Raw genomic sequence first — 16,150 nt, 5'->3', positions numbered from 1 at the left:
ATCTATAGTAGGGGGTATCATTTAAGTGGTAATCGAGGTGAATAATGAACAATTATAGGATTTCAGTCATTATACCTGTATTTAATCTGGAAAAATATTTACATAGATGCATAGACTCGTTATTAAATCAAAGCTTTTGTGGAATAGAAATAATAATAGTTGATGATGAAAGCACAGATGATTCGGGGAAAATAGCTGACGAGTTTGCTTATAAAAATGACAATGTAAAGGTATTTCATATAAAAAGTTGTGGGGTATCAAAGGCAAGAAACTATGGAGTGCAGCACTCAAACGGAGATTACATCGCATTTCTTGATGGAGATGACTATGTAAATAAAGATATATATAAGGAACTTTATATGGCGATAACATTTCAAAAAGCGGATATTGCATTTTGCGATGTTATTAAAGTGCATGAAAATGGAAAAAAAGAAGAAATCGAAAGTTTGAGTTTAGATGGTGGCATAGTACCGGTCGATAAATACTTGAAAGATGGCAAGTATATGCAACTTGCATGGAATAAGCTTTACAAAAGAGAGATATGGGCCGGATTTTCATTTGAAAGTAAGTACTTTGAGGATTTGTCATTAATTCCTGAGATTATAAGTAAATCTAACAGAATAGTTTATGTTAAGAAGTATCTGAATTATTATTTTATTAGAGATAAATCAATCTCCAGAACATTTTCCAAAGAAAACTATATGCACAAGATAAATGCATATAAAAATGTTATAGATAATGTAAATGAAATATATAAAGATGAACTGGTTTACTGGATTGTAAATAATATATTAGACTGTATTAAAAGAGAAGAATTATATTTTTTTAGAGAAGAATTTATTTCGTTCCTGCAAAGTATATCGGAGGAGATAATAGATAACAGATATAAAGCAGATTTAATAGACAGTGAAATTGAAGGTATTTTATATAACAATAGAGAATAGTAATTACATTTATTATAATAGATTATCAAGTTGTAATATAAAGATTCCGGAATAAAAAGTGATAGGGCAAAGACGATCTTGTTGAAGCTTTAGACCTGAAACAATGATAACAGAACTTGCATTAAGAATAATCTTGGTGCAAGTTTTTTATTTCTTCACAGATTTGTCAAATTATGGTATTATAAAAATTATTGAAAGTTATATTCATAACGGCTTTGAGGTTGAAAAAGCCCTAGCGAAAGTGAGGACGAACAATGAAGGGTATTATATTAGCAGGTGGTAGCGGCACAAGATTATATCCGCTTACAAAGGTTACATCAAAACAGCTATTGCCTATTTATGACAAGCCAATGATTTATTATCCTATTTCCGTATTGATGGAGGCAGGGATTAGAGAGATACTTATAATTTCCACACCGGATGATACTCCGAGATTTAAAGAATTACTTGGAGACGGTGCACAATTCGGACTGAAACTGGAATATGCAGTTCAGCCAAGCCCTGACGGACTGGCACAGGCATTTATTATCGGAGAGAAGTTCATAGGTAATGAGCCGGTGGCGATGATACTTGGAGACAATATTTTCCATGGACATGGACTTAAGAATCATTTGAAATCAGCAGCTTCAAAGACAAAGGGAGCTACAGTATTCGGATACTATGTAGACGATCCTGAAAGATTCGGTATTGTAGAGTTTGATAAAAACGGCAAGGCAGTTTCCATAGAGGAAAAACCTGAAAAACCGAAAAGCAATTACTGTGTTACAGGACTTTACTTCTATGATAATGATGTGGTTGAGTACGCTAAGAATTTAAAGCCTTCTGCCAGAGGAGAGCTTGAGATTACAGATCTTAACAGGATCTATCTTGAAAAAGGTGAGCTTGAGGTGAAAGTACTCGGACAGGGATTTACATGGCTGGATACAGGAACACATGAGAGCCTTGTTGAGGCTACCAACTTTGTATACACGATGGAGACACATCAGCACAGAAAGATTGCCTGCTTGGAAGAGATTGCGTATTTAAACGGCTGGATAAATGATGAAGAACTTTTGAAAGCTTATGAAATATTCAAGAAAAATCAGTATGGCAAATATCTTAAAGATGTATATGACGGTAAATACATAGACCATATACATCAGTCATAATTTATGATTTATTAGGGCCGGGAATCTTTAAAGACTCAGTCCGGTTTATAAAATTAAAACTATAAAAGAGGTTAATTATGAAAATTATTGTTACTGGCGGTGCAGGATTTATCGGCGGAAATTTTGTCCACTATATGGTAAATCAATATCCTGAGGATATGATTATAAATCTTGATCTTCTTACATACGCAGGAAATCTGGAGACTTTGAAGCCGGTGGAAAATGCACCTAATTACAAATTTGTGAAGGGTGATATAGCTGACAGAGAATTTATTTTCAAACTTTTTGAAGAAGAGAAGCCTGATGTGGTAATCAACTTTGCAGCAGAGAGCCATGTAGACAGATCGATAACAGATCCTGAGAGTTTTGTAAGAACAAATGTAATGGGAACCACAACTTTACTTGATGCTTGCAGAAAGTACGGAATTAAGAGATATCATCAGGTATCCACAGACGAGGTATACGGAGACCTTCCTCTTGACAGACCTGATTTGTTCTTTACAGAAGAAACACCTCTTCATACATCAAGCCCATATTCATCATCAAAGGCAAGTGCGGACCTTTTTGTACTTGCATATCACAGAACATATGGACTTCCTGTGACCGTATCAAGATGTTCAAACAACTACGGACCTTACCATTTCCCTGAGAAGCTTATTCCGCTTATCATAAGCAGAGCACTCAATGATGAGGAGCTTCCTGTATACGGAAAAGGTGACAATGTAAGAGACTGGCTATACGTTACAGACCACTGCAAGGCTATCGATTTGGTAGTAAGAAAGGGTAGAGTAGGTGAAGTATACAATATCGGCGGACACAATGAGAGAACAAACCTTGAAGTTGTAAAGACAATACTTAAGGCGCTTAACAAGCCTGAAAGCCTTATTAAGTTTGTAACGGACAGACCGGGACATGACAGAAGATATGCCATAGACCCGACCAAGATAGAAACCGAGCTTGGATGGAAGCCGGAGTATACATTTGACACAGGTATTGTAAAGACTATTGAATGGTATCTTAACAATAAAGACTGGTGGGAGCATATCATCAGTGGCGAATACACAAAGTATTTTGAGAATATGTACGGAGAAAGACTTTAATGAGAGTATTGGTAACAGGTGCAAAGGGTCAGCTTGGAAGCGATCTTCTTTGCGAGTTGTCAAATAGAAATATTGATGCGATAGGCATAGACATTGATGATTTGGATATTACGGATCCTGAGGCGACAAAGGAATTAATAGAAAAAATCAATGCAGATAAAAAGCTTGATGCAATCATCCACTGTGCGGCATATACCGCAGTGGATGCGGCGGAAGATAATGAAGCCCTTGTAACGAAGATAAATGCGGCAGGTACTAAAAATATTGCGAAGGTGGCAAAGGCACTTGACCTTTCCATGATGTATATTTCAACAGACTATGTATTTGACGGAGAAGGCGAAAGACCTTGGGAACCGGATGATAGTAGAGCACCTCTCAATGTATACGGTATGGCAAAATATAAGGGAGAGCTATATGTAGAAGAATTACTTGAGAAATATTTTATAGTAAGAATTTCTTGGGTATTCGGACTTCATGGAAATAACTTTATAAAAACAATGATAAGACTCGGAAAAGAAAGAGGAGCTGTAAGCGTGGTAAACGATCAAATCGGATCACCTACATATACACCGGATCTTTCAAGACTTTTGGTAGATATGATTGTAAGTGATAAATACGGCAGATATCATGCAACCAATGAGGGGCTTTGCTCATGGTATGATTTTGCAGTTGAGATATTCAAGCAGGCAAAACTTGATGTAGCGGTAACGCCGGTATCGTCGGATGCATTTCCGGTAAAGGCAAAGAGACCACACAACTCAAGAATGGATAAATCAAAGCTGACAAAAAACGGATTTGAACTTTTGCCTTCGTGGCAGGACGCTCTAAAGAGATACTTGTCAGAACTGGAGAATAGATAATGGGAAAATATTTCGGTACAGACGGATTTAGAGGAGAAGCAAATATAGACCTTACAGTTGAACATGCATATAAGGTCGGAAGATTTTTGGGAAGCTTCTACTCTAAGGACGGGAAAAAATGCAGAGTTGCTATAGGTAAGGATACAAGAAGATCAAGCTATATGTTTGAGTATTCTTTGGTAGCGGGACTTACAGCATCCGGAGCTGATGTATATCTGCTTCATGTTACTACAACACCAAGTGTATCCTATGTTGTAAGAAGTGATGATTTTGACTGCGGTATAATGATTTCCGCAAGCCATAATCCATACTATGACAACGGTATAAAGGTAATCAACGGTAAAGGTGAAAAGCTTGAAGAGGAAGTTATAGAAAAGATAGAAAGCTATATTGACGGAACTGCAGATGCCATTCCTTTTGCAACAAAGGAAGATATCGGAAGAACGATAGACTATGCCGCAGGTAGAAACAGATATATAGGATATTTAATCTCTATAGCTACCAGATCCTTTAAGGGAAAGAAGGTGGCACTGGATCTTGCAAACGGTTCGGCTTCAAGCATTGCAAAGAATGTATTTGATGCTTTGGGAGCGGATACTTATGTAATTCATAACAATCCTGACGGTATAAATATAAATACAGATTGCGGCTCAACACATATGGAGAGCCTTCAAAAATGTGTTTTGGAAAACGGTTGTGACATAGGTTTTGCCTATGACGGAGATGCCGACAGATGCCTTTGTGTTGATGAAAACGGTAATGTGGTGGACGGAGACCTTATTCTTTATATTTGCGGCAAGTATATGAAGGAGAGAGGAGAGCTTTTCAACAACACCGTAGTTACAACAGTTATGTCAAACTTCGGACTATACAAAGCCTTTGAAAGAGAAAATATAAACTTTGAAAAGACTGCCGTGGGTGATAAATATGTATATGAAAATATACAAAACAACGGTCACTGCCTTGGCGGTGAGCAGTCGGGACATATTATATTTGCAAAACATGCCACAACAGGTGACGGAATACTTACCTCACTTAAGGTAATGGAGGTGGTGCTTGAAACCAAGCAGACTTTATCAAAACTTGCAAGTGAAGTGGATATCTTCCCACAGGTTCTAAAGAATGTGAAAGTTGTGGACAAGCAAAAAGCCGGAGAAAACAAGGCGGTGCTTGAGGCGGTAGATGCAGTAAGCAAAGCACTTGGAAATGACGGAAGAATACTTCTTCGTCCAAGCGGTACGGAGCCTCTTATCAGAGTAATGGTAGAAGCAAAGAGCATGGAAGAATGCGAAAAATATACAGATGAAGTAATAAAAGTTATGGGAAAAGAAGGACTTTTAATATAGGGGGACAAAAATTAGAGAATGGGACAAAGCTTAAACTTAGATTAGGAAAGAGGAGAGATTAAATGTATCATATTGAAAGATATAAGAGAAATCCTGTAGTGGATTTTAAAGAGAGAACATGGCCGAATAAGCAAATAGAGAAAGCACCTATATGGTGTTCGTCAGATCTAAGAGACGGCAACCAGGCATTGGTCGAACCGATGGTGGTAGAAGAAAAGATAGAAATGTTTAATCTGCTTGTAAAGTTGGGCTTTAAGGAAATAGAGATTGGTTTCCCGGCAGCATCCCAGATAGAATTTGACTTCCTTCGTCAGCTTGTGGACAGAAAACTGATTCCGGATGATGTTGTAGTACAGATACTTTGCCAGTGTAGAGAGCATCTTATAAAAAGAAGCTTTGAAGCTATAAAGGGAATTAAAAAATGTATAATGCATATCTATAATTCCACCGATACATTACAAAGAGACGTGGTATACGCTCTTGACAGAGAAGGAATAAAAAATATTGCACTTGAAGGTGTAGCTCTTGTTAAGAAGTATATGAAAGACCATGACGGTGAAATTATATTGGAATATTCACCCGAGAGCTTTATGGGAACAGAACTTGACTTTGCGCTTGATGTATGTGATGCCGTAGTTGATGCATGGGGTGCTACAAAGGATAATAAGATAATAATCAATCTGCCAAATACAGTGGAGATGACAACACCTAATGTATTTGCAGACAGAATAGAGTGGATGAGTACCCATCTTAAGAACAGGGAGGCAATAATACTTTCCACACATCCTCATAACGACAGAGGTACAGGTACAGCCGTTGCTGAGCTTGCACTTTTGGCAGGAGCCGACAGAATGGAGGGTACTCTTTTTGGAAACGGTGAGAGAACAGGAAATGTGGATATATTAAATATAGCCTACAATATGTTTTCACAGGGTATTGATCCGAATCTTAATATCAGCAATATCAAAGAAATCATAGATGTATATGAGAGAACCACAAAGATGAGCATCGACCCGAGACATCCATATGCAGGAAAGCTTGTATTTACGGCCTTTTCAGGTTCACATCAGGATGCAATCAATAAGGGTGTTCAGGCTATGAGACAGAGAAACAACCCGTACTGGGAGGTTCCTTATCTGCCTATAGATCCTGCAGATATCGGTCGTGAGTATGAGCCTGTAGTAAGAATAAACTCACAGTCAGGCAAAGGCGGAGTTGCATTTGTCATGGATACATTCTACGGCTTCAAATTGCCGAAGGGTATGCATAAGGAATTCGCAGATATTATCCAAAAGATTTCAGAAGCACAGGGTGAAGTTTCACCTGAAGAGATCTACAAGGAATTTGAGAAAAATTACATTGAGAAGAAAGAACCTCTGCATTTCAACAAATGTATTATTACAGATGCCGATGAGGACGGAGATTTCTCTACATATGTTAAGGTTACATACACATTTAACGGCGAAGAGAAAGTATTTGAGAGTACCGGAAACGGTCCTATCGATGCTGTTAAGAGAGGTCTTGAAAATGTGGTCGGCAAGGGAATTAAGGTTCTTGATTACAATGAGCATGCTCTTGCATCAGGTTCAAACGCAAAGGCGGCTTCATATATCCATATGCTTGATGTGGAAAGCGGAAAGACCACTTATGGTGTAGGTATTTCAGGCAATATTACAAGATCATCTATCAGAGCTTTATTCTCTGCAGTAAATAGATTGTTCTATTAAAAGTACTTTTAATTAAAGGAATACATGCGTATTAAAGTGTGTATTCCTTTATGTTCATATAATAATAAATGAGGTAAGTATGAATATAGTTTATATAGCAAATGAAAAATTTGCAGTGCACCTGGGTGTCAGCTTATATTCGCTATATGAGAGAAACAGATACGAAAAAGATATCAGAGTCTTCATCATTTCCACAGGAATTGGTGAGGACTCTTTGGGCAAATTGAAAAGTATAGCAAAAAAGTTTGGTAGAGATGTAGAAATAATAGAACTGAATGATACATCAAAATATTTTGATACAGGTATACAGGATTCTACATTTGATATCAGCAAGATGGGTAGATTGCTTGTAGGTGAGATATTGCCGGAAGATGTTGATAGAATACTTTATCTGGATTGCGATATGGTTATATTGCGTTCTATAAGGGGATTATACAATACAAAGCTTGGAGAAAATATAATAGCTGCAGTGGAAGAGCCTACAGTACTTGAGAGAGTCAGGTATGAAATAGGACTTGACTATGAGGCATCTTATGTAAATGCCGGACTTTTGCTTATAGATCTGAAAAAGTGGAGAGAGAATAATCTTGGAGAAAAGACTATAAGTTACAGCAAAAGTATATGGGATAAGAGCCTTTTCGGGGAGCAGGATGCCATAAACGGTGTACTCAGATGGAAGATAAAGAAACTTTTGCCTAAGTATAATTTCTTCACAAATTATAAATATTTTTCATACAATTCATTTATTAAAGTTTATGGTGCAAGCCTTTCCTACACAAAGAAGGATCTTAAAGAAGCAAAGAGAAGACCGGTAATATTACATTTTGCCGGAGATGAGAGACCTTGGATAGCGGGAAGTTTTAATCCGTATAAGAAAGCATATGATTACTTTAAGAAGAAGACTCCTTTTAAAGATGTTCCTACAGAAAAGGGGAAGAATCTGTATATGCTTATATATCATATGATGGATTTGGTTACATTTATTTGCCCGGCTGTAAGAAAAAGAATATCCGAGTATTACATAGATAAAGCATATAAAAAGCATTCTGAAAGAAAATAAGGAGAGCAAATGAAAACAGCTTTAGTAGTATTAAATTATAATGATGCGGATAATACCTTAAAGGTCCTTGGAAAGACGGCAGACTATGGTGTATTTGATAAAGTAATTGTGGTAGACAATGACTCAAATGACGATTCAAGAATCAGATTGAAAAGCTATTGTGAAGATAATGAAAAAATTTACTTTGTAGAAAACCATGAAAACAAGGGATATGGAGCAGGAAATAATATCGGTATTTTCGTGGCGAAAAAGCTTGGAATGGATCTGGCTTTGATTGCAAATCCCGATACGGACTTTGAAGAAAGAGTGGTTAAAGTCTTAAAGTCCGCTATGGAAAAAAATGAGGATATCGGCATATGCGCTCCTTTGGTAGAAACAAATGATGTATACGGCAGCAGAGAAAATGTACTTAAAGGTGCTTCATGTTGGCCGATGAGAGATTTTCTTCATTCCTTAGCGGAGAACGGTCCGATATGCAGGCGAATCTTTACAAAGGCTCTTCATTATGACAGAAACTTTTATAATGCCAAGATAAGAAAAGTAGGTGCCGTACTTGGTGCACTCCTTATGGTAAGAGTTGACGCCTTTATAAGGTTAAGAGGCTATGATGAAAAGATGTTTTTATACGGTGAGGAGGATCTGCTTTCAAAAAAGATGGAAGGCATAGGCTTAAAGACTGCCGTTATTACAGGATATAAGTATAAGCATATACATTCCGCAAGCATCAAAAAAAGTTTAAAAAGCCTCTATTCACGCCAGAAAATCAGAGAAGAGTCCACAATGTATTTTTATAAAAATTATCTGAAGATAAACCCTCTTCAGCAGATATTTGCAAAAGTTTTCTTTGCATTTGTAAGGCTTGAAGTGATTATTTTCGGATTACTCTAGGAATGCGTATGATAGAAATTTTACTTGCGACCTATAACGGTGAAAGATTTTTGCCTGAGCAGATAGAAAGTATAACAAGTCAAAGTTTTAAGGACTACTATATACTTGCAAGTGACGATAATTCAAGCGATTGTACTTTTGAAATATTAAGAAGCTATGAGAGTGTATTGGGCGAGAAGATAAAGGTTGTTCAGAGCAATACTCACAGTGCAAAAGAAAACTTTTACAATCTGCTTGATATGGCTGATGCCGAATATATTGCGCTCTGCGATCAGGATGACTTTTGGGAAAGCGACAAGCTCGAAAAAAGTTTGAAGGCCATACAAAGGCTTGAAAAAAGGTATGGCAAAGAAATGCCGATACTTGTGCATTCGGATTTGGAGATAGTGGATGAAAACCTGAATTCACAAAACAAAAAAATGAGTGAGCTTACAGGTATAAATGAAGCCATAAAGTATGCAAAAAAGGAGTCAAAATACCTTTATACAATAAGCACCGAAAAAAGTTTTTCAAGATATCTTGTTGAAAACAATATTACAGGAAATACGGTGATAATAAATAAAGCATTGCTTGATATATATAAAAGGCCTGAGGTTTCTTTTATGCATGACTGGTGGCTTGGACTGATCGCTTTTACATTCGGTAAGGTCGGTTATCTTAATGAATGCCTTGTAAAATATCGTCAACATGAAAGCAATGAACTTGGTGCAAATAATCCTCTGGAACTTCGCAATATAAAAAGGAGAAACAAACAAAGGATAAGAGAAAACTATGACTGTATGTTTGCACAGGTGGAGGAGTTTTTAAGATTATATAAAGATGAACTTGGAAAAAGCAGGTCGGCCGATACATATTTTGCACGCAAATATTTAAATGCATTTGCAAATATGAAATCTAAAAACAGAGTATCAAAGATAAGAGATATCCTGAAATATTCATTTTTTAAAAGTTCAAAAATACTTACAATAGGAGAGATGTTGAATATCTGATGAATAAGAAAAATAAAAGTGAGATTTCCACATCTCTTTTTTGGAAAATACTTGAAAACGGAGGTTCGCAGGGAGTCCAGTTTATAGTGTCGGTACTCCTTGCCAGGCTTTTAAGCCCGTCAGAGTATGGAATAGTTGCAATAGTTTTGATATTTACAACAATAGCCAATGTTTTGGTACAAAACGGATTTGCTTCAGCACTGATACAAAAGTTTCATGCGGATGATTTGGACTTTTCATCTGTGCTGATTTTTAATGTACTCTTATCACTGGCAATATATATACTGCTATTTTTGGGGTCACCTGTTATAGCAGGTATATATAAAAATCCCGAGCTTATCGACATACTGAGAGTTATGGGAATAATAATACTGCCCGGAAGTATTATATCAATAGAAAATTCATATGTTGCCAGAAACATGAAGTTTAAAACTCTTTTTATTGCAACATTTCTTTCGTCTGTGATTTCAGGCAGTGTGAGTGTAATTATGGCGCTTGAGGGAGCCAAGGTCTGGGCTTTGGTTTTTCAGCAGATAGTATATTATTTTGCACTTCTTATAATACTCGGTATAGGTATAAAATATTTTCCGGGACTTAAGTTCAGCTTGGAGAGATTAAAAACCATGTTTGCCTATGGCTCAAAGCTCTTGGTCGCATCACTGATAGATACGATTTTTACAAATATACACGGACTTGTTATAGGTAAGGCATACAGTGAAGATATGCTCGGCTCATTCAACAGAGGTGAGCAATTTCCAAAGCTTGTAGTAAGCAATCTTTCATCAGCCATACAGTCCGTACTTCTTCCCGCCATGTCAAAGAAACAGGAAAGTAAGGAAGATGTAAAAGCACTTTTAAAGTCATCAGTAAGACTTTCCACATTTGTGGTGGCACCTATGATGTGCGGACTGGCGGCGATCAGTGATAATCTGATACTTTTACTGCTTGGAGAGAAGTGGAGGATTGCAATACCGTTTTTGCAGATGATGTGTTTTTCATATGTATTTTGGCCGATTCATGTCTCAAACCTTGAGGCATTAAATGCTATGGGCAGAAGTGATATATTTTTAAAGCTTGAAATTATAAAAAAGATTCTTGGAATTGCCATATTACTGATTGGAATAAGGTATAATGTATTTGTGTTTGTGGGGCTTAAGGCCTTTTCGGATCTGATTTGTGCATATATCAATGCGGCACCGAACGGAAAGCTCTTAGGGTACACCCTAAAAGAACAGAGTTTGGATGCTTTAAATAACTTCATCCCTGCTATAATTATGGGAATTATTATTTACATTGCAGGTAAGCATATAGGAATCGGTATTTTAAGTCTTCTGATACAGGTAGTGCTTGGTGTAATTATTTATATAGCATTGGCTGTAGTTATGAAAAATGAGAACTTTAAGATGATAGTGAGTAAGGTGAGATAAGAATGAATATACTTTTAACCAGTGTGGGTAGAAGAGCATATATAATCGATTATTTAAGGGACATATATAAGAATCTTGGATTAAGCGGAAATATCGTGGCGACAAATTCGGATATGAATACCACCGCTATGAGTGTGGCCGATAAGGCTTTTGAGTCACCGCTTATATATGATGAAGATTATATTCCGTTTCTACTGGAAATATGTAAAAATGAAAAAATAGATATTTTAATTTCATTCTTTGACATCGACCTTATGATACTCGCAAAGAATAAAGCCGAATTTGAGGCTTTGGGTGTAAAGGTCATTGTTTCAAATGAGGATGTTATAAATATTTGTAATGATAAATTTGAAATGCTTGAGTATCTTAAGAAGATAAATATGCCTGTGCCTGAAACATATTTGGATCTTGATAAGGCAATTGAAGGGGCTGATTTTGATAAAAAAACTTATATTTTAAAACCCAGATGGGGAATGGGCTCACTAAGTATCTTTGAAGCCGAGAATAAAAAGGAACTTGAAGTTCTCTATGAAAAGGCGAAGAGAAGTATTCAAAAATCATATTTGAGATTTGAGTCAAATGCCGATATAAACAGGGCAATACTTATACAGGAAAAGATCAAAGGCGATGAGTTCGGACTGGATATTTTCAATGATCTTGAAGGTGAGAATCTAAGTGTTACGGTAAAGAGAAAATATGACATGAGATCCGGCGAAACCGATATTGCAGAGGTTACCGAAAACAGCGAACTTAAAGCTGTGGGAAAGCAGATTGCAAAAACTCTTTCTCATATAGGAAATCTTGATATGGATATACTCTTATCGGACGGGAAAGCCTATATAATAGATATGAATGCAAGATTTGGCGGAGGCTATCCTTTTACTCACAATGCAGGAGTAAACGAACTGGAAGCAATTATAAGACTTTGCAGAGGCAAAGAGCTAAATGATTTAAGTGTTAAAAAATACGGCCTCTTTGCAAAAGAAATAACCATGGTGGAATTAAAATAGATTTGGATATATTATGGACAGTAAAGAAAGAAGTGCATATTTTTGGAATATGCTTGGGAGTCTCGTATATGCCGTTACAAGCATGCTGCTGGGTGTGGCTGTAACAAAGCTTGCAGGAGCATATGCAGGAGGAATATTTTTCTTCGGATTCTCCACATTAGGCCAGCAACTTTATATAGTTTCATACTTTGGAATGAGGCCGATACAGGTTACCGATGTTTCAAATGAATACAGTTTCGGAGATTATCTGAGGCTTAGAGTTATTACCTCAGCTTTGGCTGTTTTGGCAGGCTTTGTATATACAATCATTATGACTAAAGACAGCTATGTCTTTGAAGTATATATGATATTGTCACTGTATAAGATTTTAGACGGATTTTGTGATATATTTGAGTCTGAAATGCAAAGACAGGACAGGCTTGATATGACCGGAAAAGCAACGCTTTTCAGAACAATATTTTGTGTAGGCATATTCCTTGCGACGCTTGGTATTACAAAGGATTTAAAATTAAGTTCTTTGGCGCTTTTACCAAGTATAGTGATAGCCGCAATAATATTTGATATACTGCCCTTAAGACGATTAAGACCTGATAAAGTTGTAAAAAAGAATTCTTATATAACTTTGATAAATAAGAGTAAATGGCTTTTTTTGGGAGCTTTTATAGATCTTTATATATTTGCGGCCGCAAAGTATGCTGTAAATTACAGGCTTGGAGAGGAGCTAAACGGCTACTTCAGTATAATATTTATCCCGACATCCATTATAAATCTGATGGCAGGTTTTATAATAAGGCCGATACTTACAAAGCTTTCATTGCTGTATAAGACAGGTAACAGAAAAAAGTTTGTTTCGACCATATCAAAGATTGCGGTATTTATATTTGTAGCAACTTTATTCGGAATGGGAATGGCATATACTCTCGGAATTCCTGTTTTGAAACTTGCACTTGGAAGTGTCGGAAATGCAATAGAGCCTTATAGAATAGCCTTGGTTTTGGTAATACTTGGTGGCGGACTTTATGCAATAGTAAATCTCGGATATTACTGTTTGGTTATATTTGAAATGACAGGAGTTATATTTTCAATATATGCTGTAGGGGCAGTGCTTGCATATTTTATCAGTGATTTTATGGTAAAGAGTTTCGGAATGAACGGAGCGGCTTTTGCATATATGATAACCATGCTGTTACTTTCAATATCATTCCTTATTGCAGTGATTTTCGGACTCAGAAAGGTTAAAAAATGAATTTAGTAGATGTAATAATACCTACATACAAACCTGACAATAAATTTTTGGTATCAATAAAAAGACTTCTGGCTCAGACGGTGGCGCCGGGTAAGATTATTATTATAAATACAGATAAAAATGTATGGGATAAGACCGGAATAGAAGAGAAATTAAAAGAGCTTTTTGAAGAAAGCGATACGAAACTTATATTGGAGCATATAGAAAAGCAGGATTTTGACCATGGAGCCACCAGAAATTTCGGGGTGTCAAAGTCAAAGGCCGAGTATTTTGTTTGCATGACTCAGGACGCAGTCTGCTTTGATAAGAAAACTATCGAATATTTGCTTAGAGGGATGGATAAGTCTATTAAGATGACTTATGCAAGACAGGTACCGGATAAAAATGCAAATAAAATAGAGAAGTTTACAAGAGAATTTAATTATCCTATAGAGTCAATGATAAAGTCATTTAATGAAAGACAGACTCTTGGAATAAAGACATATTTTGCTTCAAATGTCTGTGCGGCATACGAAAGAGAGACCTTTGATGCTTTGGGCAGATTTGATACCGGACAGATTTTGAATGAAGATATGCTTTATGCCTACAAGCTTATAGAAAACGGCTATTTTATAAAATACGAAGCATGGGCAAAGGTAGCACATTCTCATAATTACAGCGGAGTCGCGCAGTTTAAAAGAAACTTTGATATCGGAGTGTCACAGGCAAGCAATCCTCATATCTTTAAGAATATAAAAAGTGAGAACGAGGGCAAGAAAATGGTATTAAAAACCATGGAGCATCTTCTTTCAACACATTCATATATCAGTGCAATCAGGCTTGTATATATAAGTGCCTGCAAATATGCCGGATTTTTGGCAGGGAAAAACTATAAGAAGTTGCCCAAAAGTGTTGTCAGAGCCTTCAGTATGAACAGAGAGTTTTGGAGATAGATATGGCTGATACATTGGTAATAATACCTGCGTTTAATGAAGAAAAGAATATTGCAAATGTAATAGAGCGACTGACAAATACATTAAATGATGTGGACTATGTGATTGTAAATGACGGCTCCATTGACTCTACATCTAAAATCTGCAGAGAAAGAGGATTTAACATTATCGATTTGCCGGTAAACTTGGGCCTTGCAGGTGCATTTCAGACTGGAATGAAGTATGCATACAAGCACGGCTACAAGTATGCGGTACAATTTGACGGCGACGGACAGCACAGACCTGAATATATACCTGAAATGAGAAAAAAATGCGAGGAATGTGATATAGTTATTGTTTCAAGATTTGTAACCAAGAAAAAGCCGTTTACAATGAGAATGCTGGGCTCAAGACTTATTGCCCTTGCAATAAAGTTAAGTACAGGTGCAACAATCCATGATCCTACCTCAGGTATGAGAATGTATAATGAAAAGCTGATTACAGAGTTTGCGCTCAGACTTAACTATGCACCGGAGCCGGATACCATATCCTATCTTATAAAACAGGGCATGAGAGTCTGTGAGATACAGGGCGAGATGGATGAAAGAGTGGCCGGAATAAGTTATCTTACTCCTATAAATGCCGCCAAATATATGTTTAGAATGCTTTGCTCCATTATATTTATTCAAAGTTTTAGAGAGAAGAAAAAAATATGACTGCTATACTAAGAATAGGTTTGATTTTAATATCTGTAATGTCGTTTTTGGTCATTATAAGAAAAATAAGAAAATCAAAGATAAGAATAGAGGACGGACTCTTCTGGGTGGTCTTTGCCATCATACTGATAATTTTTGCCATATTCCCAAGAATAATTTATTTTATATCGGACCTGGTCGGCGCCAAATCCCCGGCCAATATAGTCTATCTGATAATAATAGGCATGCTCCTTATCAAGCTTTTCTTTATGAGCATACAGATGTCGCTCCTTGAGAACAAGGTGGTGAATCTGGCTCAGGAGATGGCGCTGAAGGAGAAGGAGGATGGTGATAAGATAGAAGAGGCATCGAAATAGTAAGTAGGAGGTGTGGAAATGGCAAAGGGAAATCTTACATTAAGGATGGACAGTGAGTTGAAAGCGCTCTTAGATGTCATGGTCTACCATTTGAGGTGAAAATAGATGAGCCTAATGAAACCACATATAAAGCTATGGAGTCTGCCCAAAATAATGAAGACTTATACGGCCCTTTTGATAGTGTAAAAGATTTGATGAGTGATTTATTTTGATTTTCAGTCCCGGGGAAACCGGGGCTTTTTTGTTGAGAAAATTTATAAAAGAGTAATTAGTCAATAAATTTAAGAGAAATCAAAAGTGTGTTGTATTTATATCAAGTATATTGATTTAATCGATACCATTTATTATAATAATTAAAAGTACAGTTCATTATATCTAATAATTCTATATCTACATTTCTTATATTTTCTAATTTTAAAAGG

15 protein-coding genes are annotated in these 16,150 nt (G+C 36.5%); all 15 read left to right on the top strand.

Annotated features, from left to right (window positions below):
- Window positions 1-44: 44 nt before the first annotated feature.
- On the top strand, window positions 45-944 hold the full coding sequence (locus HMPREF1495_RS03960) for a glycosyltransferase family 2 protein (RefSeq protein ID WP_051402803.1): 900 nt from the start codon (window positions 45-47) through the stop codon (window positions 942-944).
- Between the two features lie 254 nt (window positions 945-1,198).
- Entirely contained in the window at window positions 1,199-2,092 is an 894-nt protein-coding gene (rfbA, locus tag HMPREF1495_RS03955) for a glucose-1-phosphate thymidylyltransferase RfbA (protein ID WP_007594425.1), read from the top strand.
- A gap of 77 nt (window positions 2,093-2,169) precedes the next feature.
- A complete protein-coding gene (gene rfbB, locus HMPREF1495_RS03950) occupies window positions 2,170-3,192 on the top strand; it encodes a dTDP-glucose 4,6-dehydratase (protein ID WP_034212260.1) in 1,023 nt (340 codons plus the stop codon).
- Window positions 3,192-4,052 (top strand): dTDP-4-dehydrorhamnose reductase, encoded by an 861-nt coding sequence (gene rfbD / locus HMPREF1495_RS03945; RefSeq protein ID WP_034212258.1) that lies wholly within the window; start codon window positions 3,192-3,194, stop codon window positions 4,050-4,052. Before rfbB ends, rfbD begins: the two co-directional genes overlap by 1 nt.
- Window positions 4,052-5,398: a phosphoglucosamine mutase gene (gene glmM, locus HMPREF1495_RS03940; protein ID WP_034212256.1), complete on the top strand. Its 1,347-nt coding sequence runs from the start codon at window positions 4,052-4,054 to the stop codon at window positions 5,396-5,398. The genes rfbD and glmM overlap by 1 nt, the downstream gene beginning before the upstream one ends.
- 62 nt (window positions 5,399-5,460) lie before the next feature.
- Window positions 5,461-7,125, top strand: a complete 1,665-nt coding sequence (gene leuA, locus HMPREF1495_RS03935) for a 2-isopropylmalate synthase (protein ID WP_034212254.1) — start codon at window positions 5,461-5,463, stop codon at window positions 7,123-7,125.
- Window positions 7,126-7,204: 79 nt separating this feature from the next.
- Window positions 7,205-8,185 carry a glycosyltransferase family 8 protein gene (locus HMPREF1495_RS03930; protein ID WP_034212252.1) on the top strand — a complete coding sequence of 327 codons (981 nt, stop codon included), beginning with the start codon at window positions 7,205-7,207 and terminating at the stop codon, window positions 8,183-8,185.
- Window positions 8,186-8,194: 9 nt separating this feature from the next.
- Window positions 8,195-9,073 carry a glycosyltransferase gene (locus tag HMPREF1495_RS03925; RefSeq protein ID WP_034212249.1) on the top strand — a complete coding sequence of 293 codons (879 nt, stop codon included), beginning with the start codon at window positions 8,195-8,197 and terminating at the stop codon, window positions 9,071-9,073.
- Window positions 9,074-9,081: 8 nt separating this feature from the next.
- Window positions 9,082-10,062 (top strand): glycosyltransferase family 2 protein, encoded by a 981-nt coding sequence (locus HMPREF1495_RS03920; RefSeq protein ID WP_034212247.1) that lies wholly within the window; start codon window positions 9,082-9,084, stop codon window positions 10,060-10,062.
- The gene (locus HMPREF1495_RS03915; RefSeq protein ID WP_034212245.1) at window positions 10,062-11,489 is read left to right on the top strand and encodes a lipopolysaccharide biosynthesis protein; all 1,428 of its coding nucleotides are present in this window, start codon (window positions 10,062-10,064) and stop codon (window positions 11,487-11,489) included. The genes HMPREF1495_RS03920 and HMPREF1495_RS03915 overlap by 1 nt, the downstream gene beginning before the upstream one ends.
- A 2-nt stretch (window positions 11,490-11,491) precedes the next feature.
- A complete protein-coding gene (locus tag HMPREF1495_RS03910) occupies window positions 11,492-12,499 on the top strand; it encodes an ATP-grasp domain-containing protein (RefSeq protein WP_034212243.1) in 1,008 nt (335 codons plus the stop codon).
- 13 nt (window positions 12,500-12,512) lie between these two features.
- Window positions 12,513-13,745 carry a lipopolysaccharide biosynthesis protein gene (locus HMPREF1495_RS03905; protein WP_034212241.1) on the top strand — a complete coding sequence of 411 codons (1,233 nt, stop codon included), beginning with the start codon at window positions 12,513-12,515 and terminating at the stop codon, window positions 13,743-13,745.
- Window positions 13,742-14,677: a glycosyltransferase family 2 protein gene (locus HMPREF1495_RS03900; RefSeq protein WP_034212239.1), complete on the top strand. Its 936-nt coding sequence runs from the start codon at window positions 13,742-13,744 to the stop codon at window positions 14,675-14,677. The genes HMPREF1495_RS03905 and HMPREF1495_RS03900 overlap by 4 nt, the downstream gene beginning before the upstream one ends.
- Window positions 14,678-14,679: 2 nt before the next feature.
- The gene (locus HMPREF1495_RS03895; protein WP_034212237.1) at window positions 14,680-15,372 is read left to right on the top strand and encodes a glycosyltransferase family 2 protein; all 693 of its coding nucleotides are present in this window, start codon (window positions 14,680-14,682) and stop codon (window positions 15,370-15,372) included.
- Entirely contained in the window at window positions 15,369-15,728 is a 360-nt protein-coding gene (locus HMPREF1495_RS03890) for a DUF2304 domain-containing protein (protein WP_034212234.1), read from the top strand. The genes HMPREF1495_RS03895 and HMPREF1495_RS03890 overlap by 4 nt, the downstream gene beginning before the upstream one ends.
- Window positions 15,729-16,150 lie beyond the last annotated feature (422 nt).

The sequence above is a fragment of the Lachnoanaerobaculum sp. MSX33 genome, from assembly GCF_000512995.1.
GTDB lineage: Bacteria > Bacillota > Clostridia > Lachnospirales > Lachnospiraceae > Lachnoanaerobaculum.
This window is presented reverse-complemented; position numbering and strand designations above follow the sequence as displayed.

Excerpts from the sequence above, each read along its gene's own strand:
- HMPREF1495_RS03960 (WP_051402803.1), top strand. The coding sequence starts at position 45 with ATGAACAATTATAGGATTTCAGTCATTATACCTGTATTTAATCTGGAA.
- rfbA (WP_007594425.1), top strand. The coding sequence starts at position 1,199 with ATGAAGGGTATTATATTAGCAGGTGGTAGCGGCACAAGATTATATCCG.
- rfbB (WP_034212260.1), top strand. The coding sequence starts at position 2,170 with ATGAAAATTATTGTTACTGGCGGTGCAGGATTTATCGGCGGAAATTTT.
- rfbD (WP_034212258.1), top strand. The coding sequence starts at position 3,192 with ATGAGAGTATTGGTAACAGGTGCAAAGGGTCAGCTTGGAAGCGATCTT.
- glmM (WP_034212256.1), top strand. The coding sequence starts at position 4,052 with ATGGGAAAATATTTCGGTACAGACGGATTTAGAGGAGAAGCAAATATA.
- leuA (WP_034212254.1), top strand. The coding sequence starts at position 5,461 with ATGTATCATATTGAAAGATATAAGAGAAATCCTGTAGTGGATTTTAAA.
- HMPREF1495_RS03930 (WP_034212252.1), top strand. The coding sequence starts at position 7,205 with ATGAATATAGTTTATATAGCAAATGAAAAATTTGCAGTGCACCTGGGT.
- HMPREF1495_RS03925 (WP_034212249.1), top strand. The coding sequence starts at position 8,195 with ATGAAAACAGCTTTAGTAGTATTAAATTATAATGATGCGGATAATACC.
- HMPREF1495_RS03920 (WP_034212247.1), top strand. The coding sequence starts at position 9,082 with ATGATAGAAATTTTACTTGCGACCTATAACGGTGAAAGATTTTTGCCT.
- HMPREF1495_RS03915 (WP_034212245.1), top strand. The coding sequence starts at position 10,062 with ATGAATAAGAAAAATAAAAGTGAGATTTCCACATCTCTTTTTTGGAAA.
- HMPREF1495_RS03910 (WP_034212243.1), top strand. The coding sequence starts at position 11,492 with ATGAATATACTTTTAACCAGTGTGGGTAGAAGAGCATATATAATCGAT.
- HMPREF1495_RS03905 (WP_034212241.1), top strand. The coding sequence starts at position 12,513 with ATGGACAGTAAAGAAAGAAGTGCATATTTTTGGAATATGCTTGGGAGT.
- HMPREF1495_RS03900 (WP_034212239.1), top strand. The coding sequence starts at position 13,742 with ATGAATTTAGTAGATGTAATAATACCTACATACAAACCTGACAATAAA.
- HMPREF1495_RS03895 (WP_034212237.1), top strand. The coding sequence starts at position 14,680 with ATGGCTGATACATTGGTAATAATACCTGCGTTTAATGAAGAAAAGAAT.
- HMPREF1495_RS03890 (WP_034212234.1), top strand. The coding sequence starts at position 15,369 with ATGACTGCTATACTAAGAATAGGTTTGATTTTAATATCTGTAATGTCG.